Source organism: Alkalicella caledoniensis (assembly GCF_014467015.1).
Lineage (GTDB): Bacteria > Bacillota > Proteinivoracia > Proteinivoracales > Proteinivoracaceae > Alkalicella > Alkalicella caledoniensis.
Window position 1 is genome coordinate 1701562 of sequence record NZ_CP058559.1, and the last position, 23968, is coordinate 1725529.

20 protein-coding genes, 4 tRNA genes, 1 pseudogene and 1 other annotated feature are annotated in these 23968 nt (G+C 37.7%); all 25 genes and pseudogenes read right to left on the reverse strand.

The genetic code is table 11. The annotated features are described in order from the left end of the window. Positions 1-31: 31 nt before the first annotated feature. Complete coding sequence (rpoC, locus tag HYG86_RS08335; protein WP_213168793.1) at positions 32-3805, reverse strand: DNA-directed RNA polymerase subunit beta'; 3774 nt, start codon at positions 3803-3805, stop codon at positions 32-34. Between the two features lie 137 nt (positions 3806-3942). Next, positions 3943-7638 (reverse strand): annotated as a pseudogene (rpoB, locus tag HYG86_RS08340) (DNA-directed RNA polymerase subunit beta); the annotation flags it as partial. Between the two features lie 345 nt (positions 7639-7983). Then, on the reverse strand, positions 7984-8358 hold the full coding sequence (rplL, locus tag HYG86_RS08345) for a 50S ribosomal protein L7/L12 (RefSeq protein WP_213168797.1): 375 nt from the start codon (positions 8356-8358) through the stop codon (positions 7984-7986). Positions 8359-8449: 91 nt separating this feature from the next. After that, a complete protein-coding gene (rplJ, locus tag HYG86_RS08350; protein WP_213168798.1) occupies positions 8450-8974 on the reverse strand; it encodes a 50S ribosomal protein L10 in 525 nt (174 codons plus the stop codon). 25 nt (positions 8975-8999) lie between these two features. Continuing rightward, positions 9000-9130, reverse strand: a sequence feature (ribosomal protein L10 leader region). Between the two features lie 72 nt (positions 9131-9202). Continuing rightward, on the reverse strand, positions 9203-9910 hold the full coding sequence (gene rplA / locus HYG86_RS08355) for a 50S ribosomal protein L1 (protein ID WP_213168800.1): 708 nt from the start codon (positions 9908-9910) through the stop codon (positions 9203-9205). 63 nt (positions 9911-9973) lie between these two features. Continuing rightward, positions 9974-10399 (reverse strand): 50S ribosomal protein L11, encoded by a 426-nt coding sequence (gene rplK / locus HYG86_RS08360; RefSeq protein ID WP_213168802.1) that lies wholly within the window; start codon positions 10397-10399, stop codon positions 9974-9976. Positions 10400-10511: 112 nt separating this feature from the next. Beyond that, positions 10512-11036, reverse strand: coding sequence for a transcription termination/antitermination protein NusG (gene nusG / locus HYG86_RS08365; protein ID WP_213168804.1), 525 nt, complete (start codon positions 11034-11036; stop codon positions 10512-10514). Positions 11037-11077: 41 nt separating this feature from the next. Continuing rightward, complete coding sequence (gene secE / locus HYG86_RS08370) at positions 11078-11266, reverse strand: preprotein translocase subunit SecE (protein ID WP_213168806.1); 189 nt, start codon at positions 11264-11266, stop codon at positions 11078-11080. Positions 11267-11313: 47 nt separating this feature from the next. Continuing rightward, positions 11314-11463 carry a 50S ribosomal protein L33 gene (rpmG, locus tag HYG86_RS08375; RefSeq protein ID WP_213168808.1) on the reverse strand — a complete coding sequence of 50 codons (150 nt, stop codon included), beginning with the start codon at positions 11461-11463 and terminating at the stop codon, positions 11314-11316. A 1134-nt stretch (positions 11464-12597) separates the two neighbouring features. Further along, complete coding sequence (tuf, locus tag HYG86_RS08380) at positions 12598-13800, reverse strand: elongation factor Tu (RefSeq protein ID WP_213168810.1); 1203 nt, start codon at positions 13798-13800, stop codon at positions 12598-12600. A gap of 162 nt (positions 13801-13962) precedes the next feature. Continuing rightward, positions 13963-14484 (reverse strand): hypothetical protein, encoded by a 522-nt coding sequence (locus HYG86_RS08385; RefSeq protein ID WP_213168812.1) that lies wholly within the window; start codon positions 14482-14484, stop codon positions 13963-13965. 176 nt (positions 14485-14660) lie between these two features. Next, positions 14661-14737: transfer RNA gene (locus tag HYG86_RS08390), tRNA-Met, on the reverse strand. A gap of 21 nt (positions 14738-14758) precedes the next feature. Continuing rightward, positions 14759-14835, reverse strand: a tRNA-Thr gene (locus HYG86_RS08395). Positions 14836-14844: 9 nt separating this feature from the next. Continuing rightward, positions 14845-14918: transfer RNA gene (locus HYG86_RS08400), tRNA-Gly, on the reverse strand. A gap of 8 nt (positions 14919-14926) precedes the next feature. After that, positions 14927-15012, reverse strand: a tRNA-Tyr gene (locus tag HYG86_RS08405). A 106-nt stretch (positions 15013-15118) separates the two neighbouring features. Then, positions 15119-15751, reverse strand: coding sequence for an RNA polymerase sporulation sigma factor SigH (gene sigH, locus HYG86_RS08410; protein ID WP_425489242.1), 633 nt, complete (start codon positions 15749-15751; stop codon positions 15119-15121). Positions 15752-15983: 232 nt separating this feature from the next. Further along, positions 15984-16709 carry a 23S rRNA (guanosine(2251)-2'-O)-methyltransferase RlmB gene (gene rlmB, locus HYG86_RS08415; RefSeq protein WP_213168814.1) on the reverse strand — a complete coding sequence of 242 codons (726 nt, stop codon included), beginning with the start codon at positions 16707-16709 and terminating at the stop codon, positions 15984-15986. Next, entirely contained in the window at positions 16706-17389 is a 684-nt protein-coding gene (gene thyX / locus HYG86_RS08420; protein WP_213168815.1) for an FAD-dependent thymidylate synthase, read from the reverse strand. Before thyX ends, rlmB begins: the two co-directional genes overlap by 4 nt. 2 nt (positions 17390-17391) lie before the next feature. Beyond that, positions 17392-17790, reverse strand: coding sequence for a Mini-ribonuclease 3 (locus HYG86_RS08425; RefSeq protein WP_213168817.1), 399 nt, complete (start codon positions 17788-17790; stop codon positions 17392-17394). Next, the gene (cysS, locus tag HYG86_RS08430; RefSeq protein ID WP_213169176.1) at positions 17783-19195 is read right to left on the reverse strand and encodes a cysteine--tRNA ligase; all 1413 of its coding nucleotides are present in this window, start codon (positions 19193-19195) and stop codon (positions 17783-17785) included. Before cysS ends, HYG86_RS08425 begins: the two co-directional genes overlap by 8 nt. Next, positions 19182-19841, reverse strand: coding sequence for a serine O-acetyltransferase (gene cysE, locus HYG86_RS08435; RefSeq protein ID WP_213168819.1), 660 nt, complete (start codon positions 19839-19841; stop codon positions 19182-19184). Before cysE ends, cysS begins: the two co-directional genes overlap by 14 nt. Positions 19842-20077: 236 nt before the next feature. Beyond that, entirely contained in the window at positions 20078-21523 is a 1446-nt protein-coding gene (gene gltX / locus HYG86_RS08440) for a glutamate--tRNA ligase (RefSeq protein WP_213168821.1), read from the reverse strand. Between the two features lie 61 nt (positions 21524-21584). Next, positions 21585-22058: a 2-C-methyl-D-erythritol 2,4-cyclodiphosphate synthase gene (gene ispF / locus HYG86_RS08445; protein ID WP_213169178.1), complete on the reverse strand. Its 474-nt coding sequence runs from the start codon at positions 22056-22058 to the stop codon at positions 21585-21587. After that, positions 22051-22761 carry a 2-C-methyl-D-erythritol 4-phosphate cytidylyltransferase gene (gene ispD / locus HYG86_RS08450; protein ID WP_213168822.1) on the reverse strand — a complete coding sequence of 237 codons (711 nt, stop codon included), beginning with the start codon at positions 22759-22761 and terminating at the stop codon, positions 22051-22053. The genes ispF and ispD overlap by 8 nt, the downstream gene beginning before the upstream one ends. Before the next feature lie 29 nt (positions 22762-22790). Continuing rightward, a complete protein-coding gene (locus tag HYG86_RS08455; RefSeq protein ID WP_213168824.1) occupies positions 22791-23858 on the reverse strand; it encodes a PIN/TRAM domain-containing protein in 1068 nt (355 codons plus the stop codon). Positions 23859-23968: the final 110 nt, after the last annotated feature.

Here is a 23968-nt window from a genome sequence, read left to right on the forward strand (position 1 = left end):
TAACACACACTAAAATATTTTAACATTATGTTTAGATACTGTCAATTACTTCTTTTTCAGGGTGTACTACCTCTATACTAGTATATTTTGTCATGCCAGTACCTGCAGGTATCAGCTTACCAATAATTACATTTTCCTTCAGCCCAAGTAACGGATCTATTTTACCTTTGATAGAAGCTTCTGTTAGTACCCTAGTTGTTTCTTGGAAGGATGCTGCAGATAAGAAGGAGTCAGTTGCAAGAGATGCTTTCGTTATACCTAGTAGCATTGGTTTTGCTTCAGCTGGTTCTAAGCCTTCAGCCACCATAGCTTCATTAGCTTCTTTGAAGTCAAATACATCAGCGTAACTTCCTGGTAAAAGTTCTGTATCCCCAGACTCTTCTACCTTAACTTTTCTTAGCATTTGCTTAACTATAACTTCTATGTGCTTATCGGCAATCTCAACACCTTGAAGGCGGTAAACCTTTTGTACCTCTTGGGTTAAGTATTCTTGAACACCAGTTGTTCCCTTGATTTTCAGTAAATCATGTGGGTTAATTGAACCTTCTGTGAGAGAATCACCCGGGGCCACTTTATAACCATTTCTAACTTTTAACCTTGCCCCGTAAGGAATGGTATACATTTGACTTTCTCCACTTTCGGTTTTTACTTCAACCTCACGTTTGTTTTTGTTGTCAAGGATTGTAACGATACCAGCTTCTTCAACAACAATAGCCTGGCCTTTAGGCTTTCTAGCCTCAAACAACTCCTCAATCCTTGGAAGACCCTGAGTTATATCGTCTCCTGCAACACCACCGGTATGGAATGTACGCATTGTAAGCTGAGTTCCTGGCTCACCGATGGACTGAGCGGCTATAATACCCACTGCTTCACCAACACTTACTTGACCTCCAGTTGCTAAGTCCCTTCCGTAACATTTCACACATACACCATATCTTGTTTTACATGTTAATACGGAGCGAATTTTCAAGTCATCAAAGGTGGCAGTAATTGTTTCCCTGGCTCTTACCCTTTCACCAGTAGAGACATAAAGTCTTGCACCTTTTGGTCTTTCAAAAGTATAAACTTGCCCACTATCGGCAGTAATTGTTATAGTATCTTCGGTGACTTCAACTGTACCACTTTCTGGTGCTTTTACTAATCCATGGCTTGTTATACGTCTAGACATTTCTTCATCAATTTGTTCACCTTGGCGTGCCATAACCACACCATCAGGATCTACAATATCAACAGATGCATGTCTTCCTATTAAACGTTCTTCTAAGGTCTCGATTGAGTCTGAACCATCTTTAATTTCAGTTACCGTTATGCCGTCTGTTGTACCACAGTCTTCATCACGTACGATTACATCTTGGGATACGTCAACTAGTCTACGGGTTAGGTAACCGGAGTCTGCTGTTTTAAGAGCTGTATCCGCAAGACCTTTACGGGCACCATGGGTAGATATAAAGTACTCTAATACCGTTAGGCCCTCTCTAAAGTTTGCTTTGATAGGTAGCTCAATGATGTGTCCTGTTGGGTCAGCCATAAGGCCCCTCATACCAGCAAGCTGTGTGATCTGGGAAACATTACCTCTAGCACCTGAGCCTGCCATCATGTTGATGGGATTAAGTTTATCCATGTTCTTCATTAGTGCTTTTGTTATATCATCCTTTGCTTTACTCCAGATTTCAATGACCCTGTTGTATCTTTCTTCGTCACTTACGAAACCTCTCCTAAAGCTTTTTTCTATTTTGTTAACTTCCTCTTCTGCCCATGCCATTATTGCATCTTTTTCTGGTGGCACTATGATATCTGATACGGCGATAGTGATTCCAGCGCGGGTAGAGTAAGTAAAGCCTAACCTTTTAATTCTATCTAAGATTTCAGCAGTTAGTGTTGTACCGTATCTACGGAAACATTCACCAATAAGGACACCTAAGAATCCTTTTTTAGCTCCTTCGATCTCAGGTTGAGTTTGAAGTTTTTCTTTTAAATTAATACCTTTTTGTGTAATTATATCATCTTGAGCTACAGATTCTTCAATGGCTGGTCTATTTACAAAGGGGAAATCCTCTGGGAATATTTCGTTAAATAAAATACGACCAACGGTTGTTAAAATAAAGCCGTCTTGAACTCCCTGATCGCCACCTCTAGCTATTACAACTTTGTTATCTAATGCTTTAATTTTTAATGCAATTTTTGCATGTAAGTCTACAATGCCAGCTTGATAGGCTAAAATAGCTTGATCCATCGTGCCGAAGTATTTTCCTTCACCTTTTGCACCTTCACGATCAATTGTTAAATAGTAACTACCTAAAATCATATCCTGTGTGGGTGTGGTAACAGGCTTGCCGTCTTTAGGGTTTAGGATGTTCCCTGCAGCTAGCATAAGTAACCTTGCCTCCGCTTGAGCCTCTGATGATAAAGGAACATGGACAGCCATTTGGTCACCGTCGAAGTCAGCGTTGTAAGCAGTACAAACTAGTGGATGGATTTTGATTGCTCTACCTTCCACTAAAATTGGCTCAAATGCTTGAATACCAAGTCTATGAAGTGTAGGGGCACGGTTTAGTAGTACTGGATGTTCCTTAATAACATGTTCTAGTACATCCCAAACTTGAGCATCGCCCTTTTCTACCATTTTTTTAGCAGTTTTGATGTTCTGTACCACACCATCTTTAAACAGCTTTCTCATGACAAAAGGTTTAAATAGCTCTAATGCCATCTCTTTTGGAAGACCACATTGGAAAATCTTAAGTTCTGGTCCTACAACGATAACGGAACGACCTGAATAGTCAACCCTTTTACCAAGTAAGTTTTGACGGAAACGTCCTTGTTTACCTTTAAGCATATCACTTAAGGATTTCAACGGTCTGTTTCCTGGCCCAGTTACAGGGCGACCCCTTCTACCATTATCAATTAGTGCGTCAACAGCTTCTTGAAGCATACGTTTTTCGTTTCTTACAATGATGTCTGGTGCTCCAAGGTCTAGTAATCTTTTTAGCCTGTTATTACGGTTGATAACCCTTCTGTATAGATCGTTTAGATCCGCTGTTGCAAATCTACCGCCATCTAACTGGACCATAGGACGCAAGTCCGGTGGAAGTACAGGTATTGTATCAAGTATCATCCAAGAAGGTTTGTTTGTAGAAGATTTAAATGCTTCTACAACCTCTAGCCTTCTAATAGCGCGGATTCGCCTTTGACCTGTAGCATTTTTAAGCTCACCTCTAAGCTCTTTAGCTAGGGTTTCTAGGTTAATTTCGTCTAGTAATTTTTTAACAGCTTCTGCGCCCATTTCTGCTTTAAAGCCTTTACCTTCTCTGAACAAGTGTGCATATTTGTCATAGTTTTCCCTGTACTCACTCTCAGTGAGAAGCTGTCTCTTTGTTAGAGCAGTCTCACCTGGGTCAACTACGATGTAAGATGCGAAATAAAGAACTTTTTCTAGTGCCCTAGGGGACATATCCATAAGTAGACCCATTCGACTGGGTATACCTTTAAAATACCAGATATGGGATACAGGGGCAGCAAGCTCAATATGCCCCATTCTCTCCCTACGAACCTTAGCTCTTGTTACTTCAACTCCACAACGGTCACATACAACACCTTTATATCTAATCCGCTTGTATTTACCACAGTGACATTCCCAATCCTTTTGAGGTCCGAAAATCTTCTCGCAAAACAGACCCTCCCTCTCAGGCTTTAAAGTCCTGTAGTTGATGGTTTCAGGTTTTTTTACTTCTCCCCTAGACCAAGCTCGGATCTGTTCAGGTGAAGCCAAGCCAATTTTTAATGCATCAAAATTATTAACGTCTATCAAGGGCTTCTTCCCCCTTTACAGTTTTTTTAAATGTCATCATCTTCAGATGTAAAAACATCTTCTTCTTTGAATTTAGACTTCTTTACTTTTTTACCTTTAGGCATGTACTCATCATATTCATCGTCGTACTCATCAAAATCTTCATCCTCGAAGTCTTCATCATCAGCGAAATCCGTTGAGTCACTATCTGGCAAGTCAATTTCTATCTCTTCATCTAGATCTTGATCATCATCTAAATCTTGGTCTTGATCATCATCAGATTCAATCCCACTATCTTCGCCACCATCTAGTATATCATCGTCAATTGGCTTAGGTATTGTAGCAACTGGTTTTTTCACGGGTTCTTCTTCTGTACCCTCTAAGTTGACTTCAAGCTCCCTTGGTTCGTCGTCCTCATCACTTTCACGGATTTCAAGTTCTTCTTGGTTCTCAGTTAAGATCTTAACATCCATCCCTAAACTCTGAAGCTCTTTTATAAGAACTTTAAAGGATTCAGGAACTCCAGGCTCTGGAATGTTCTCGCCTTTTACAATGGCCTCATAGGTTTTAACACGACCAACAACGTCATCGGACTTAACAGTAAGTATTTCTTGAAGGGTATGGGATGCACCGTATGCTTCAAGGGCCCAAACCTCCATCTCACCAAATCTTTGACCACCAAACTGTGCTTTACCACCTAGGGGTTGTTGAGTAACAAGGGAGTATGGTCCTGTGGAACGAGCATGAATTTTATCATCAACTAAGTGGGCAAGTTTTAACATATACACATAACCTACTGTTACTTCGTTGTCAAATCTATCCCCAGTTCTACCGTCATAAAGTACTGTTTTTCCGTTTTCAGGTAACCCAGCTTCTTTTAGCATATCAAAAACATCTTGCTCATTTGCACCATCAAAAACTGGTGTTGCCATATGGAATCCTAGTTTTTCAGCTGCCCAACCTAAATGAGTCTCAAGTACCTGACCTATATTCATCCTTGATGGTACACCAAGTGGATTAAGAACAACTTGAACTGGTGTTCCGTCAGCTAAGTATGGCATATCTTCTTCTGGTAGAATTCTGGCTATAACACCTTTGTTACCATGACGCCCTGCCATTTTATCCCCTTCAGAAATTTTGCGCTTTTGAGCGATGAATACTCTTACAAGTTGGTTAACACCTGGTGGCAATTCGTCACCATCTTCTCTGGTAAATACCTTTACATCTACAATTCTACCAGCTTCACCATGGGGTACTCTTAGGGAAGTATCTCTAACTTCTCTAGCCTTCTCACCAAAGATAGCCCGTAGAAGTCTTTCTTCTGCTGTAAGCTCAGTTTCACCTTTTGGAGTAACTTTTCCTACTAGGATATCTCCTGGTCTAACTTCAGCACCTATACGAATTATGCCTCTTTCATCAAGGTCCTTAAGTGCGTCTTCACCTACGTTGGGAATCTCTCTGGTTATTTCCTCAGGCCCAAGTTTTGTATCCCTAGACTCTGCTTCGTATTCCTCAATGTGAATAGATGTAAATACGTCTTCTTTAACTAGCTTTTCACTTAGTAATATAGCATCCTCATAGTTGTAACCTTCCCACGTCATAAATGCTACTAAAACATTTTTACCTAAAGCTAATTCGCCTTTTTCAGTGGAAGGACCATCGGCTAAGACATCACCTTTTTCAACTCTTTCGCCATGGGATACTATTGCCCTTTGATTCATGCACATACCTTGGTTTGATCTTTTAAACTTAGTTAGATAGTAAGTATCCTTACCATTGTAGGTGCTTTGAGGGAAAATCTCTTTGCTAATTCCATTTATCAATCTATCTTGGTTATCTCCAGGGTTATCACGTTTAATGGTAATTTCTGTTGCAGTAACTTTTTCAACTACACCAGATTCCATAGCCACGACCACTACTCCTGAGTCTTTTGCAGCTCTATGCTCCATACCTGTACCTACAAAAGGAGCTGCAGTGGTTAGAAGGGGAACTGCTTGACGTTGCATGTTCGCACCCATAAGTGCACGGTTAGCATCATCATTTTCCAAGAAAGGAATTAAACCCGTAGCCACACTAAATACCTGTTTAGGTGATACGTCCATAAAGTCAACGTTATTAGGTGACTTTGTAAGGATTTCATGTCTATATCTAGTAGTTACTTTATCTAAGGTAAAATAACCGTTTTCATCTAAAGGAGCATTAGCTTGAGCAACAACGTATTGATCCTCATCATCAGCAGTGAGGTATACAATCTCATCTAGAACTCTACCTTCTGCTTTATTTACTTTGCGATAAGGTGTTTCCATAAATCCATACTCGTTTACCCTAGCATAGGTACTAAGTGATCCTATAAGCCCAATGTTTGGACCCTCAGGTGTTTCAATAGGACACATTCTACCATAATGGGAGTGATGTACGTCACGAACTTCAAAACCGGCTCTATCCCTACTAAGACCACCAGGTCCAAGGGCACTTAGTCTTCTTTTGTGGGTTAGTTCTGCCAGTGGGTTGTGCTGATCCATAAACTGAGACAATTGACTGCTACCAAAAAATTCTTTTATAGCTGCAATAACAGGTCTGATATTGATTAGAGCTTGTGGTGTTATTGAGTCAATATCTTGAATGGTCATACGCTCTCTTACAACTCTTTCCATCCGAGATAGACCTATCCTGAACTGGTTTTGTAATAACTCACCAACACATCTAAGTCTACGGTTACCTAAGTGGTCTATATCATCTGTATGACCTAAGTCATCCATAAGGTTCAATAAATACCCTACGGCGGCTATAATATCTTCCCTAGTTACATGTAGCATGTTCTTAGGTTGTTTCCCATTACTTATAACTGGTACTAGCTTTCCATCTGCGTTAAATACTTTTATAACTGCAGGAATACCTTCAGTCTCTAAAATGGTATCTAATAATTCTTCTTCTAGCAGTTGACCTGCTTCTGCCACTATCTCACCATCTTCTGTGACAATAGTTTCAGCTAATTTCTTGTTTAGCAATCTCCATTTAGCAGTTAGCTTCTTATTTAGTTTATACCTACCAACAGGGGCTAAGTCATAACGACGAGCATCAAAAAACAGGGACTCTAGTAGCGACCTAGCATTTTCTAGGTTAGCAGGCTCCCCTGGTCTTAGCCTTTTATAGACTTCTAGCACACCTGATTCAAAGTTATCAGTATGATCTTTCTCTAAAGTATTTTTAAGCCTAGCATCGTCACCATAAACATCAAGTATCTCCTGATTTGTGCCATAGCCTAAAGCCCTTAGTAGTACTGTAGCAGGAAGTTTCCTTGTCCTATCTACCCTTACATATAATATGTCGTTACTGTCTGTTTCAAACTCCAACCACGCTCCACGGTTTGGAATAATGGTTCCGAAAAATAAGTCCTTACCTGCTGTATCCTTTTGAGTGTTAAAGTACACACCAGGTGATCTTACTAGCTGACTTACTATAACTCTTTCTGCACCGTTAACGATAAATGTACCGTTTGCTGTCATGAGTGGGAAATCACCCATAAATACTTCCTGTTCCTTAACTTCTCCAGTTTCTTGGTTAATTAACCTTACTTGTACTCTTAATGGTGCGGAATATGTAGTATCCCTCTCCTTACACTCATCAACAGAATACTTCGGTTTTCCTAGTTGATATCCAATGAATTCTAAAACTAGGTTCCCTGTAAAGTCCTTAATTGGGGAGATATCCTTAAACATTTCATTTAGCCCAACTTCTAAAAACCAATCGTATGAGCTTTTTTGGATTTCAATCAGGTCAGGAAAATCAATGATTTCGTGAATCTTAGAAAAGGATTGCCTAACCCTTTTTCCAACTTTTACGGGTTTTACCATCTGCCTCTTCACCCCTTATAAATGTTGTAAACAACTTATTATTGTAATTTTTCCTTCATCTGGTGTAATATTCCCTATATATAGTATTTTTATTCGATATACTGGTAATAAAGGGAAAATCTACACCATTAGCAATTTACAATACTATCACAAAATATTTTCATTGTCAAGTTATTGTTCTAAAAAATAAAATACTAAACTGTTTTCATATGGTAGTTATGATTACTCCTTTGAACAGGTTTACTTTATCGTCTAAAAAATCGAAACGTCTAATTTAGAATAATAATATACCAGTAATACAGAAAAAGCGCCCTGGTATAAGGGCGCTTTGTTCTTAAATGATAATTACTTAACTTCAGCAGTACCGCCAGCTTCAGTAATTTTAGCTTTAATAGCTTCAGCATCTTCTTTAGATACTTTTTCTTTAATTGGTTTTGGAGCTCCGTCTACAACTTCTTTAGCTTCTTTTAAGCCAAGGCCAGTAATTTCACGTACAGCTTTGATAACTTGTACTTTTTTGTCTCCACCAGAAGTTAAAATTACATCGAATTCAGTTTGCTCTTCAGCAGCAGCTGGGCCACCAGCAGCAGGAGCAGCAGCCATTGCTACAGGAGCAGCAGCAGATACACCAAACTCTTCTTCACAAGCTTTTACTAACTCTGATAATTCTAATACTGTTAAACCTTTAATTGTCTCTAAAATTTCTTGAACTTTTGACATTTATTGCACCTCCGAAATTTTTCATACTACTTTCTAGTAGTTATTTTTTTATTTTAATAGAGCTTAGGCTTATTTCCTAATCCTCTAAATTTTAAGCTTCCTCTTGTTGCTTTCTAATAGCTTCAAGAACATAAGCTAAGTTTCTTAAATTGCCTTGCATAACATTTACGAAACCTGTAACTGGAGCTTGGATTCCAGCAAGAGCTTGTGCAAGTAGCACCTCTCTTGAAGGTAGATCAGCTAGAGCTTTAACGCCAGCAAAATCAATAACTTTTCCTTCAACGATACCAGCCTTAATTTCTAGTTCCTTGTTATCTTTAGCAAAATCACTAAGGATTTTTGCAGCTGCAACTGGATCATTATAACCAAATGCTACTGCTGTAGGTCCTTGTAGGTGTTCAGATAATGTAGATAGTTCACTATCTTCTATAGCCAATTTCGCTAAAGTGTTTTTGATAACTTTATATTCAACGCCAGCTTCTCTAAGCTTTGCACGAAGTTTAGTTACCCTTGCAACATCTAATCCTCTGTAGTCTGTAATTACTGCACCTTGCACCGAACTAAATTTTTCTTTAAGTTCCGCAACAACGAGAGCTTTTTCTTCACGTGCCCCCATATTGCCACCTCCTTCATAAGTGGGGTATTACAACCAAAAAGTGCCCTTTCCGAAGTCAGAAAGGGCACATATAGTCAAATACGTTTACCTTTCAACCTCGGCAGGATATTAAGCCTTAAAGGCACCTACTGTCTTAAGTTGAATCATATTTAATTTCAACAACATGATAAATTATATATGATTCAAAATCAGTTGTCAACTTAAAACATCTGATTTTCTATTTCCAAATTATTCTTTATCTAAAGTAGCTGCTTTTTGAGTGTTTAGTTTAACACCAGGACCCATAGTTGAAGATACAGCTATTGATTTTAGATAAGTTCCTTTTGCTGCAGCAGGCTTAGCTTTAATTAGAGTTTCTAATAAAGTATTGAAGTTATCCCTAAGTTTTTCAACTCCAAAGGAAACTTTTCCGATTGGCGCATGAATAATACCAACTTTATCTACTCTGTACTCAATTTTACCTGCTTTAATTTCCTGGATAGCTCTAGCTACGTCCATGGTTACAGTGCCGGTTTTAGGGTTAGGCATAAGACCTTTAGGTCCAAGTACTCTACCTAATTTACCTACAACACCCATCATATCAGGAGTTGCAACTGCAACATCGAAGTCCATCCACCCTTGTTGGATCTTAGCAGCTAGGTCATCAGCACCTACAAATTCAGCTCCTGCTTCTTCTGCTTCTTTAGCTTTTTCACCTTTTGCAAATACTGCAACTTTTACTGATTTACCAGTACCGTGTGGTAATACAACAGCACCTCTAATTTGTTGGTCAGCATGTTTAGGGTTTACACCTAGCTTAATTGCAGCTTCTACAGTTTCATCAAATTTAGCTGAAGCCATTTTAGTCACTAAATCTAGCGCTTCAGTAGTTGAGTAAAGCTCATCTCTGTTGAAAGTTTTGCTAGCTTCTAAAAATCTTTTACCTTTTTTAGCCATTTCTTATTCCTCCTTGTGGTATTAGCGGAATTAACCTCCCACTTATTTAAAAAAAAAATAAAATTATTCTTCGATGGTTATACCCATGCTGCGAGCAGTACCTTCGATCATCCTCATAGCAGCTTCTACACTTGCAGCGTTTAAGTCTACCATTTTTAATTCTGCTATTTCTTTAACTTTATCTCTGTTTACTTTAGCAACCTTTACCTTGTTAGGTTCCCCTGAAGCTCTCTCTATACCAGCAGCTTTTTTAAGTAGTACAGCAGCTGGTGGGGTTTTGGTTACAAAGGTAAATGAGCGGTCTTCAAAAACTGTAATTTCAACTGGAATGATCAATCCTGCTTGACTAGCAGTCTTTTCGTTAAAGTCTTTACAGAACGCCATTATATTTAGACCTGCTTGACCTAAAGCCGGACCTACAGGTGGTGCAGGTGTTGCTTTACCAGCAGCTATTTGCAGTTTAATTAACTTTATTACCTTTTTAGCCATACGTTCCACCTCCTTATATGTTAATGTGGTTTTGACGGGCAAAACCCTCCCACTTTTAGGTGCTTTAACACCTAAAGATATATATATTAGGTTATTAAATTATAACCTAAAATTATAACTTCTCAACCTGAGTGAATTCTAAATCCATTGGTGTTTCTCTACCAAACATGGACACTAAAACTTTTAACCTTTGTTTGTCCGCATTTATCTCTTCGATAACACCAGAAAAATCTGCAAAAGGACCTGAAATAACCTTAATATGTTGGCCTACTACGAAGTCAACTTTAATTTTAGGTTCTTCAACACCCATTTTCTTCATAATGTGCCTTACTTCACCCTCTTCTAAGGGAATAGGTTTTGTTCCTGAACCTACAAAGCCTGTTACCCCTGGGGTGTTTCTTACAACGTACCATGAATCATCACTCATCAACATTTCCACTAAAACATAGCCAGGAAAAACCTTCTTAAGAGAAGTCTTCTTTTTCCCCGCTTTAGTCTCGGTCTCTTCTTCCATGGGAACTAATACAGAAAATATCTTATCCTGCATCTCCATAGATTCAACCCTTTTTTCCAAGTTCGCTTTTACTTTATTTTCATACCCAGAATAGGTATGAACAACATACCATTTTTTCTCCATCAGTTCGGGGCTAAACTTTGTTTAGACCCTCCCCCCTTTGATTAAAGTATAAGGTTCAAGATTCCTGTGAATCCTTGGTCAATAACAAATATAAGTGTCGCAATGAATACCACCGCTACAATTACTAACGTTGTATAAGATGTTAGTTCTTTTTTGTTCGGCCATTGAACCTTTTTTAACTCGTTTTTAACTTCTTTAAAGAACTTTTTTACTCTTTGAAAGAATCCCATTTTTTCCACTTCCTATCCTTTGAGAATTTTAAAATGGGCCGCGATTATTACTTAGTCTCTTTGTGTATAGTATGTGTTTTGCAGAAACGGCAGTACTTCTTAAGCTCTATACGATCTGGATGAGTCTTTTTGTTCTTAGTATTTGTATAGTTCCTTTGTTTACATTCTGTACATGCCATAGTAATAATAACCCTCATCTATTTTGCACCTCCTAGAATTGACATTGTAATAAAGGTAACTGAATAAATATATATTAAGTTGAGATAAGTTCAGATAACCTTCTACACCGTACCTAATAAAATCTATCATAGTTTAAACTCAATGTCAATACTTGTACTACTTTGCTATGCTATTGCAATTAAGTGTATTTTTTATTATCCACAATTTCATATGTATTATGCCACAATTTGAACTAAAAATCCAGGCTTTCTGGGTTTTGAATGTTAGTTTTGTGGGGCACATAGGGTTTTGAGTGTTAGTTTTGTGGGGCACATAGGGTTTTGAGTGTTAGTTTTGTGGGTCACATAGGGTTTTGAGTGTTAGTTTTGTGGGTCACATAGGGTTTTGAGTGTTAGTTTTGTGGGTCACATGTTATTTACTATGTCTAGTCACCTTGGCAGTATAAAACCATGTCTACTCACCTTGACAGTATAAAACCATGTCTAATCACCTTGACAGTATAAAACCATGTCTAATCATCTTGACAGCATAAAACTATGTCTAGTCATCTTGACAGTATAAAACCATGTCTATTCATCTTGACAGCATAAAACTATGTCTAGTCATCTTGACAGCATAAAACTATGTCTACTCACCTTGACAGTATAAAACCATGTCTAATCACCTTGACAGTATAAAACCATGTCTAGTCACCTTGGCAGTATAAAACCATGTCTAATCACCTTGACAGTATAAAACCATGTCTAATCACCTTGACAGTATAAAACCATGTCTAATCATCTTGACAGCATAAAACTATGTCTAGTCATCTTGACAGTATAAAACCATGTCTATTCATCTTGACAGCATAAAACTATGTCTAGTCATCTTGACAGCATAAAACTATGTCTACTCACCTTGACAGTATAAAACCATGTCTAATCACCTTGACAGTATAAAACCATGTCTAATCACCTTGACAGTATAAAACCATGTCTATTCATCTTGACAGCATAAAACTATGTCTAGTCATCTTGACAGCATAAAACCATGTCTAGCCGTCTTGGCAGTATAATACTATGTCTAGTCACCTTCACAGTATAAAACCATGTCTAGCCGTCTTGACAACATAACCTTTATGCAACAAAAAAGCAGCCTGAGCTGCTTTTTTGTTACTCTTTGATGTCTACAACAACACCAGCGCCTACTGTTCTACCACCTTCACGGATAGCGAATCTTAGGCCAGGCTCGATAGCGATTGATGTGATTAGCTCTACATCAATTTTAATGTTGTCACCAGGCATTACCATTTCCATACCTTCTGGAAGTGTGATCACGCCAGTTACGTCAGTTGTACGGAAGTAGAACTGTGGACGGTAACCGTTTAAGAATGGACTGTGACGGCCACCTTCTTCTTTTGTTAGTACATAGATTTCTGCTGTGTACTTTGTATGTGGTTTGATTGTATTTGGTTTAGCTAGTACTTGACCACGCTCTACCTCTGTACGCTCAACACCCCTAAGTAGTGCACCTACGTTGTCACCTGCTTGAGCTTGATCTAGAAGTTTTCTAAACATCTCAACGCCTGTACATACTGTTTTCTTTGGCTCTTCTGTGAAACCTACGATTTGAATCTCGTCACCAACTTTAACAATACCACGCTCGATACGGCCTGTTACTACTGTACCACGACCTGTAATTGTGAATACGTCCTCGATTGGCATTAGGAATGGCTTGTCTGTGTCACGCTCTGGAGTTGGCACATACTCATCTACTGCGTCCATAAGCTCCCACATTTTTCCGCACCATTCGCATTCCCTTTTACCACAACCACACTCAAGTGCTTTAAGGGCTGAACCTGCTACTATTGGAGTGTCATCGCCTGGGAATTCATACTCAGATAGTAGGTCACGTACTTCTAACTCTACTAACTCTAGTAATTCTTCGTCGTCTACCATGTCAGCTTTGTTTAGGAATACTACGATGTGTGGTACACCTACTTGACGGGATAGAAGGATGTGCTCACGGGTTTGTGGCATTGGGCCATCAGCTGCAGATACAACTAGGATAGCTCCATCCATTTGAGCAGCTCCAGTGATCATGTTTTTAACATAGTCAGCATGACCTGGGCAATCAACGTGTGCATAGTGACGGTTTTCTGTTTCATACTCAACGTGAGCTGTAGAGATTGTGATCCCCCTAGCTTTTTCTTCTGGTGCTTTGTCAATCATGTCATAAGCCATTTTTGTAGCTCCACCAGTTGTAGAGATGATTGTTGTTAGTGCTGCTGTTAAAGTAGTTTTACCATGGTCAACGTGGCCGATTGTTCCTACGTTAACGTGTGGCTTATTACGTTCAAATTTACTCTTAGCCATTTTTATTGCCTCCTTGAAAACATTTTGTTTATTATTTCGATATATCTTATGAAATTCCTGCTTGTTTTTGAAATTTTTGTGGTTTCCCAAAGAATAGGATACGTCAAATTAATAAAGCGCCCCAACGATGGGCACGCTTTTGTGTTAATTCTCTGTTAAAGACTATATTTTACGGCGCTTAAATATCCTTAAGCTGTATTTCGCACTGTAAAAGGCTATAAAAAAGGTAAGAACAGTAGGCAAAACCAGCAAAATAGGATTAGTCAAAGCTTCTAAGTATATTCCTCCCACTAGCAGACCCATTAGGAATAGTGTTATTGGAATATGAATAGATGGGAAAATGGCTCCCGCCACTGTTTTACTAAGCTCGCTTGTGTAATTTCTAAATACCATAAAGCAGCATGTGTCTGTAATTATCCCTGATAATATTGGAATTAGTAACATATAAGGTGAAAATATAGATAATAAGAGACCAAGCAATGTTCCAGTTAATGATACAATTCCAAATTTAGGTACTTTGTTAAGTAAAAAAATAATACCTGCACCATATATAGGTGCCATTATTAACGCTCTATATGCTGCAACAGGTAACAACGACATAACGGGTGTTAGTATGTATCCTAGTATAAAAACTATTGTTACCACAAGAGTTATTAAAATTATTTCTCTCAGTCTATTTTGCATATGCATCAAACTCCCTTACGAGTTAGTCTATAGTTATGTTTATGTAGGTAACACACATATTATAAATTTAATTTTTTTGAAGACAAAGTTAGTCTTTTGGAGAACTTTCTATAATTATAATGACATATACTTTATATAAAAAAAACATCCTGCTTGAGGATGTAGTTTACTTGGTTTGGTGGCGGCGCAGGGATTTGAACCCCGGACACTACGGGTATGAACCGTATGCTCTAGCCAACTGAGCTACGCCGCCATATTGTTTTTCAACTCTTTTTGGAGCTCACGACCGGAGTTGAACCGGTGGCCTCATCCTTACCAAGGATGCGCTCTAACCGCCTGAGCTACGCGAGCAAATTTGGTTGGAGCGGGTGATGGGAATCGAACCCACGTGGCTAGCTTGGAAGGCTAGAGCTCTACCATTGAGCTACACCCGCATGTTAGATGGTGGAGAGGACTGGATTCGAACCAGTGAAGGCGGAGCCAGCAGATTTACAGTCTGCCCCCTTTGGCCAACTCGGGAACCTCTCCGTGTTATTTTTGAGAGCATGTTCATCTCTCAGCCACAAAAACTATTATACATTTTTTTAAAGCTGAGGTCAAGAGTTTTTTAAAATTTTTTATTTGCTAGATTATGTTAAATATCCCTGACCTCTAAGTAACGCTCTAACTTTCGTTTAACTCTTTGAAGAGCATTGTCTATTGACTTTACGTGTCTTCTGAGCTCTTCTGCTATTTCCTGATAGGATTTCCCTTCTAGATATAGCATCAAAACCTTTCTTTCTAAACCACTTAAAATCTCACCCATCTTTTTCTCTATGTCGATATACTCCTCTTGATTTATCATCAGTTCTTCAGGGTCAGTAATTTTGATACCTGATAGTATATCTAAAAGAGTGCGATCTGAATCCTCATCAAATATTGGTTTGTTTAAGGAAACGTACGAGTTCAAAGGTATATGTTTTTGCCTTGTAGCGGTTTTTATAGCAGTAATTATTTGTCTTGTGACACATAGCTCTGCGAAGGATTTAAAGGATGTTAATTTGTCACCTTTAAAATCCCTTATTGCCTTATAAAGACCAATCATACCCTCTTGAATTATGTCTTCTCTATCTGCACCTATTAAAAAATAGGATCTGGCTTTAGAACGGACAAAATTTTTGTATTTGTTGATAATATATTCAGTCGCCTGTATGTCACCCTGACAAGCTAATATGGCGATACTCTCATCTGTCATATCTTCAGCTTCAAATCTTTTTTTAGCAGTCAAAGTCACATTAAAACCCTCCCCCAAAACTTGTGATTCTTATTATACAGGAGTGGGAAATAACCGTCAAGGGTTTTAGTTCCCAAACGGATTTTTAAGGTTTTTAATGTGTTTTGTTACTTATATCACCAATAGTATTTCCCAAACTACTTCTGGAGACTTCATCCCTTCTAGTTGTTGAGTATTAAGGTACTAGTATGGAAACAATTTATATCCCTCTAATAAGGTTGTTTCTTTATGAATTTCTTTGTTTTACTACTTCATACATGAGTATACCAGCAGCAACCCCTGCATTTAAGGAAGATACTTCGCCTTTTAGAGGAATGCTCAAGATTACGTCACAATGTTTTTTAACTAATTGCCCTATTCCCTTTCCTTCTCCCCCGATAACTAAGCAGATTTTCCCTTTGAGATCTGCTTTATAGTACTCAGTTCCATCCATGTCGGCGCCAAATATCCAGTATCCTTTTGCTTTCAAAAGTTCTATTGTTTGTGATAGGTTGGTCACTTGAGCAACTGGAACATGCTCTAAAGCGCCGGCCGCCACTTTGGCCACTGTGAATGTAAGGGGTACAGCTCTATGCTTGGGTATTATTATACCGTCTACTCCTGCTCCATCCCCTGTTCGAATTATAGAACCTAAATTATGGGGGTCTTCAAGGGAGTCTAGTATTACTAAAAATCCTTCTTGCCCTTTTTCTTCTATATTCTTTAAAATCACGTCGATATCTGTGTAGGCTTTTGGGCTAACCATTGCAGCAATACCTTGATGATTTCCGTTTTCTGTTATTTTATCTAGTAATGTTTTATCACACCATTTAATAAGTATATCTGCATTTTTAGCAAGATCTACTATTTTTTGTTCTTTGAAGCCCTTTTGTATATGAATCTTGTTTATAGGCCTCTCACTTTGTAATAATTCTTTTACGGAGTTTTTACCATATACTATATCTTCTTTCATCCTTTAATCGCCTCCAATGTGGGAGCTTTCCCGCAACACATTGTACCTTCTGGACAAAAACCTAGTGTGTCACAGCTTGCCCCAGCATATTTAAATACACTTGGTGCAACTTCCTTAACTTTCTTAAGCATTTCATTTGCCATAGTACGTATTTCCCATTGAGCCCTAACACATGCCCTGTGGTGAAAAAAGTTAAATAATGATCTAGCGTTCATTGTAACTATTATTTTTGTTTCACAGCTATTTGGTAAGGTATATCTGGCATCTTCCTTTGATACACCTAACTCAACGATTCTTTCATATGCTTCCCCTATTTGTTCCATGAGTTTTTCATATATATCATTTGCCTCTTGATTTTGTTTGATAGATGGCGGAGTTATAAATTCAAAATTCTTTTCTGCAACATATCTTTGGGATTTTTGCGAATAGCTAGCTATTCTATGTCTAACTAGTTGATGGGTCAACGCTCGGCTAACACCGCTTATGCCAAAACTAAAGCTAATATGTTCAAAAGGAGATTGATGACCTAAGGATAATAACTTTTCGATAAGTTTTCTCCCCTTTTCACCCTCCATTTTTTTGAGTATATCTTCGATGTCATCAGCAGAGTAACAAAGCCTAGCAGCTGCCGCTACTAACTCCTCACAGTTAGGCGTAAAATTCAGTAGTTCCACTTTCATCTTTAGTCTTCCTCCCCTTGTATTATTTCCACAATGCGGCTCATCAATGTCTCTATTCGCCCAAAATTGTTATTTAAGTAAAGGTAACCCATTACAGCCTCTAACCCTGTAGCATTTTTGTATTCAGCTACTGTAGCACTTTTAGGAAAGGAATTTCCCTTTACATTCCTTCCCCTTAGTGCAATGTTAAGCTCTATCTCTTCAAGTTCATTTTGAATCCTTAAAAAAGCAATACTTTGAGAGGTTGCTTTGTTAAATTTTTCAGCTCTTTTATGAAGTAAGTTCGGCTTATATTTACCACTTCTTAATAACATAGATCTAATATATGTGTCATAAACTGAATCCCCTACAAAAGCTAGGGCTAGTACAGGGATTTCTTTTTCAAGTTGACTTTTATTCAACAAACTTCCACCTCACCCCGCTGGGCGTATCTTCTAGGATTATTCCTTTATCCAGCAACTGATTTCTTATGGCATCAGCTTTTTGAAAATCTCTTTCTTTTCTAGCTAATTGTCTTTCCTCTATTAAACTTTCTATTTCTTCCTCAAGATTTTTAGAGTCCTTTTCCTGTATTAGGTCAAAACAAAAATTTAGTGTTTCAAAGGCTGTTTGCATGTGGTTTAGAGTATTAATATTACTTCCCTCTTTTAAATAAGTATTTACTTCTCTTACCAATTCGAAGAGTATACTTAACCCATCTGCGGTGTTAAAATCGTTATCCATTACTGTATAGTATTTTTCAATCAAACTGTCAACCCTTTTTACAGTTTCAGTTTCATTTTTAGTTTCTATTTGATTTTGAGATACCATTGCGGAAGATTTAATAGCATGCTGTAAGTTAGTATAGCACGTGTTTATCCTTTCCACGCTACGTTCAGCGGATTCTAGTAATTCATCACTGAAATTTATGGGACTTCTGTAATGTGCTGACATAAGGAAAAATCTCAGTGCTAATGGGGTAAATTTTTTCCTCAAATCCCTTACCATTAAGCTATTTCCTTCTGACTTGCCCATTTTTTTATTTTCAATTTGCAAAAATCCAATGTGTAACCAGTACTTAGAAAACGGTTTGTCTGAGAGTCCCTCACTTTGAGCTATCTCGTTTTCATGGTGGGGGAATGCCAGGTCTTCTCCACCTCCATGTATGTCTATGGATTCACCTAGGTATCTTCTAGACATAGCGGAGCATTCTATATGCCATCCTGGTCTTCCTTCACCCCATGGGCTATCCCATTTCGGTTCACTGGGCTTTGCTGCTTTCCAAAGCACAAAATCCAATGGGTTTTTTTTGTTGCGGTCTACTTCTATCCTTGACCCTGATTCCAGTTTTTCTAGGTTTTGGCCAGATAATTTTCCGTATCCATAAAATTTCTGTGTGTCAAAAAATACATCTTCACCACCTTGGTATGCTAAGCCTTTTTTGATCAAACCTTGGATTATATCAATGATTTGTTCGATATTTTCAGTGGCTTTTGGATGTGTGATAGCGTCTTTGATTCTTAAGGATCTTGCATCTTCAAAGTAATTTACTATCATATCCTCTGCAAGTTCCTTTACGGTAACTCCCATCTCATTTGCTTTTACTATAAGCTTATCGTCTATGTCAGTAAAATTTTGTACGTAGTTTACATCATAGCCCCTTTGTACTAAATATTGACGAATAACATCAAACATTAGAAATGTCCGTGCATTTCCAATATGAAAGTAATTATAAACAGTGGGGCCACATACGTACATCCTCACTTTATTCTCTTCTATGGTCTTGAATTTTTCAAGTTTTTTTTCTAAAGTGTTATAAACTTTCATTTTCATCTTTTCCTCCTTTTAATACATCAACTTCTTTTTTCAAATCCTGTACTTGCCGTTGTAGACATGTGAGCATTACCAAAATGGGGTCCGGCAAATTGTTATGATCTAGTTGCTGGTTAACTTTAACACCATTATTAGCCACTATCTTTCCCGGTATACCTACTACAGTTGAGTTAGGTGGCACTTCCTCAAGGACAACTGACCCTGCCCCTATTTTTGAGTTTTCACCCACTGTAAATGGTCCTAACACCTTTGCCCCAGCTCCAATTATGCAGTTTTCCTGGACAGTAGGGTGACGTTTCCCCTTCTCTTTACCTGTACCGCCCAATGTAACTCCTTGGTAAATGGTTACAAAATCCCCTACTTCAGCGGTTTCACCTATAACTACACCTGTACCATGATCTATAAATACCCCTTTGCCTATTGTAGCACCAGGATGTATTTCTATCCCTGTAACCCATCTAGAAAACTGCGAAATAAATCTCGCCAATGTCACCATTTTCCTTTTGTAAAATTTATTTGCTAGTCTATGGAAAAACAAAGCATGAAATCCGGGGTAGCAAAGAATTATTTCTATGGTATTTTTTGCAGCTGGATCGCGATCAAATATTGCATTTATGTCTTCTTTCATTTGCCTGAACATTAATTCCTATTCCTCCTAATTAATACTTTAATCCATTTTCACCACGCACATTAATTTTCTAAAAATAAATATAAAAAAGCCACCCCTAGGTTATAGAGGCGACTTTTAATCGCGGTTCCACTCTACTTTAGACATTTATTGTCTATCTTTAGCTAGCCGTTAACGGGGCATATTCGTTTTAGCTCTGGGGTTGCAAATCCCTTCATAGCTAATAATCATATTTCTTTATTACTATTTTACCTCTTTGAGAGCATTTTATCAACTCTTTTTATAACTCTTTCTTTCCCTAAGATAGGAATCAAGCTATAAAGCTCTCCACCACTTGTCCTGCCTGTCAGAGCAACTCTAAGGGGCATAAATACTTTTTTTCCACCTAAGTTCAATTCCTTTGTCAAAGATTTAAGTATATCTTCTACCTTATTGTAGTTGAGTTCCTCTGCAGCTATGATCTTTTCTTTAAAAAGGTCCATCACTGAATCAACTTCTTCTTGCTTCAAAATATCCCTACTTTTTTCGCCATCAAAATCGATATCATCGTGAAAAATGTCAGCTGTGAGTTCAACAATATCCGACAACACTGTCATTTTTTCTCTTACTGATTCTACGACATTTTCCAACCAGCTTTCTTCATAGCTGTCGATATCTGTAATGTTATTTCTTAAGAAAGGTTTAACCCTTGTAACTAATTCTTTGATAGGTAGGTTTTTAATATATACAGAGTTCATCCATTTTAGTTTTTCCATGTTAAATACTGCAGGATTTTTGGAAACACGGTCTAAGGAAAACTCCTTTAACAGCTCATCAAGGGTAAACAATTCCCTTTCTCCTTCTGGAGCCCAACCTAGTAAAGCCAAAAAGTTTATAAGGGCTTCAGGGAGATATCCTTTATCACGGTATTGATCGACACTGGTGTCCCCATCTCTTTTACTCATTTTCTTTTTTTGTTCGTTAAGTATTAAAGACACATGAGCAAATTTGGGTTTAGGTTGTTGTAAAGCATCGTATATTAGTACCTGTCTAGGAGTGTTAGAAAGATGTTCATCGCCTCTAACCACATCAGTTATGCCCATTGTTATATCATCTATTACAACTGCGAAGTTATACGTAGGAATTCCATCGGATTTAACTATAACATAATCGCCAATACCATCGCTCTCAAATTTAACTATACCCCTGACTTTATCATCGATGGTTATTACCTGGCCTTGTGGCACCTTGAATCTAATAACATATTTCTTTCCTTGCCCTTCAAGTTCTGTAATTTGATCTTCTGTTAGGGAGCGACATTTACCACTATACTTAGGGGTTTCTCCCTTAGCCATAGATTCTTGTCTTTGGGCCTCAATTTCTTCTGCTGAACAAAAACATTTGTAACAGTCTTTTTTGTCAAATAATTGGTCAAGGAAATTTTTATAAATATCTAACCTCTCTGTTTGCCTATATGGTCCGTTTTCTCCACCAACCCTAAGACCTTCTTGCCAATCAAGCCCTAACCACTGGATACTGTCTAAGATTTCCTCTTCCCAGTGAGCTGACGAACGAGCCAGGTCAGTATCTTCACTGCGAATTAAAAAGGTGCCGCCTGCCTGCCTTGCTAACAAATAATCAAACAAAACTGTTCTTGCTCCTCCAATATGTAAAGGCCCAGTGGGACTCGGGGCATATCGTACTTTATAAGTCATAAAGATAACCTCCATTTAATATTTATTTGAACCCAAATATTATACCAATATTTGTCCTTTGTTACAATTGAATTAAAGTAATTGCTTGAGCAGCTATCCCTTCTTCACGACCTACGAAACCTAGTTTTTCAGTGGTAGTTGCTTTTATTGTTATATCACTTTCTTTAATTTCCAAAATACTGGCTATGTTTTTTTGCATTTTATCTATGTAAGGAGCTATTTTAGGTCTTTCTGCCATTATTACACAGTCAATGTTAGTTATGATTACATTATTTTCGTCTAGCTTATCCTTTACTTTTTTTAGAAGTTTAAGGCTAGAAATATCCTTATACTTTTGATCAGAATCAGGAAAAATTTGGCCTATATCACCTAAACCGCTTGGGCCAAGGAGACTATCCATTATAGCATGTAATAAAACATCCGCATCGGAATGGCCAGCCAAACCTTTATGATGGTCTAACTTTACACCTCCTAGAATTAGATCCCTATTATCTGTAAGTCTATGTACATCGTATCCTAAGCCTATTTTAAACATCACCTAAGCCCTCCCGTTCTAAAATGTATTGTGCTAAAAGTAAATCTTGCGGGGTGGTGATTTTAATGTTTGTTTCTTCCCCTTTTATAGTTTCGATACTATAACCTAGGTACTCCATCATTGAGCTTTCATCTGTAAATTTTTCTAAACTGCCTATGGATTTTTTAAATGCGGCTTCAAGTTTATTGATATAGAAGCATTGAGGTGTTTGAACGGCAAATAATTTTTCTCGCAGGGGTGTTTTAACAACCTTCCCTGCCTCTATGATTTTAATAGTATCCTTCACTGGTATTACAGGTATAACCCCATCACTATGTGGATTGGTTCTAAGATGCTTTATTAAATCCTTTAATAGTTGATGAGTTAACATGGGCCTTGCTGCATCATGTACCAACACTACATCTTCTAAGCCGGCCTTGATTTCCTTTATACCATTATAAACTGATTGTGCCCTGTTTGATCCACCTATTACTACTTTTTTCACTTTATCTAATTGATATTTATTAATTATCTCCTCTTGACAATAACTTACGTCATTCTTAGGTACTACTAAGATTATCTCATGTATATCATCGCAGTTTTGGAACAATAACACAGTGCGGGCCAACATAGGTTGACCCGCTAAGTTTAAAAATTGTTTTTTTTGTTTTTTACCCATTCTATTCCCGTTTCCGGCTGCAGGTATAAGTGCAATATTTTTCATAACATACTCCTATGAATTATAATTAAGTTTTAACAAGCTTTATCATTACTCTTAATTTTTGCAAATATCATTCTTCCAGCGGCAGTTTGTAGGACACTTGTTACTAGCACCTCAAGGTTTTCACCAATATGCCTTCTACCACCTTCTACTACAATCATGGTACCATCATCTAGATAGGCTACACCTTGACCTGATTCTTTACCATCTTTAACAATTTGTACTAACATCTCTTCTCCTGGTAAAACAACTGGTTTTACAGCGTTCGCCAACTCGTTTATATTTAAAACTGGTACTCCTTGTAACTCACAAACTTTATTTAAGTTGTAATCGTTTGTAACTACCATACCCTTAAGTTTTTGTGCCATTTTGACCAGTCTACTATCTACCTCTAAAGAGTCAAATTCCTTTTCTTCTATGATAGAAACTGGGATTTTTAGTTCCTTTTGAATTCTGTTTAGTATATCAAGCCCTCTTCTACCCCTATTTCGTTTCAGTGTGTCAGAGGAGTCCGCTATGTGCTGTAACTCGTCAAGTACAAACATTGGAATAATAATTTTTCCTTCAATGAATCCAGCATGGCAAATGTCTGCCACCCGTCCATCTATTATTACACTTGTGTCTAGTATTTTACATATCTGGCTATTGCTAATACCTTTTTCTTTATCTTTATTACTCCTTGTAAAAAGAGTGAGCAAATCATCCCACTTACTAACGGCAACCACATATCCAAAGTAACCAAAAACTATATTGGTCACAATGGGTAAAACCGAACCAACTAGAGGCAACTCTTTAAAAGGATGTATTAGCAATGTGGCTAATATAAGACCTAGCATTAGTCCCACTATACCTGCTAATATATCCTGAACCGGTGTAGTTTGTAACCTCTTATTAATCCAGCCTCCAACATTTTTAAAATAGGTGGTTATCCTTGGGAAAATAAAAAAACATATAATTCCTAATGCTAAACCTAAAAACCCCGCTCCACCTTGCTGCTGAAGGTCTGATAAATTAAAGAACTGCAAGATCTGAATTGATAATAAATAACCTATTGATATACCCAAAAGCGCCGACAATACCCTAAAAACTTTATCTAGCATTTCTATCCCTTCACCTCCTATAATTACATACTAAAGTATAGTATAAACTATCACTCATAATATATACAAATAAATTAGATAAATATTTTGTAAACATTAAATAAACATTT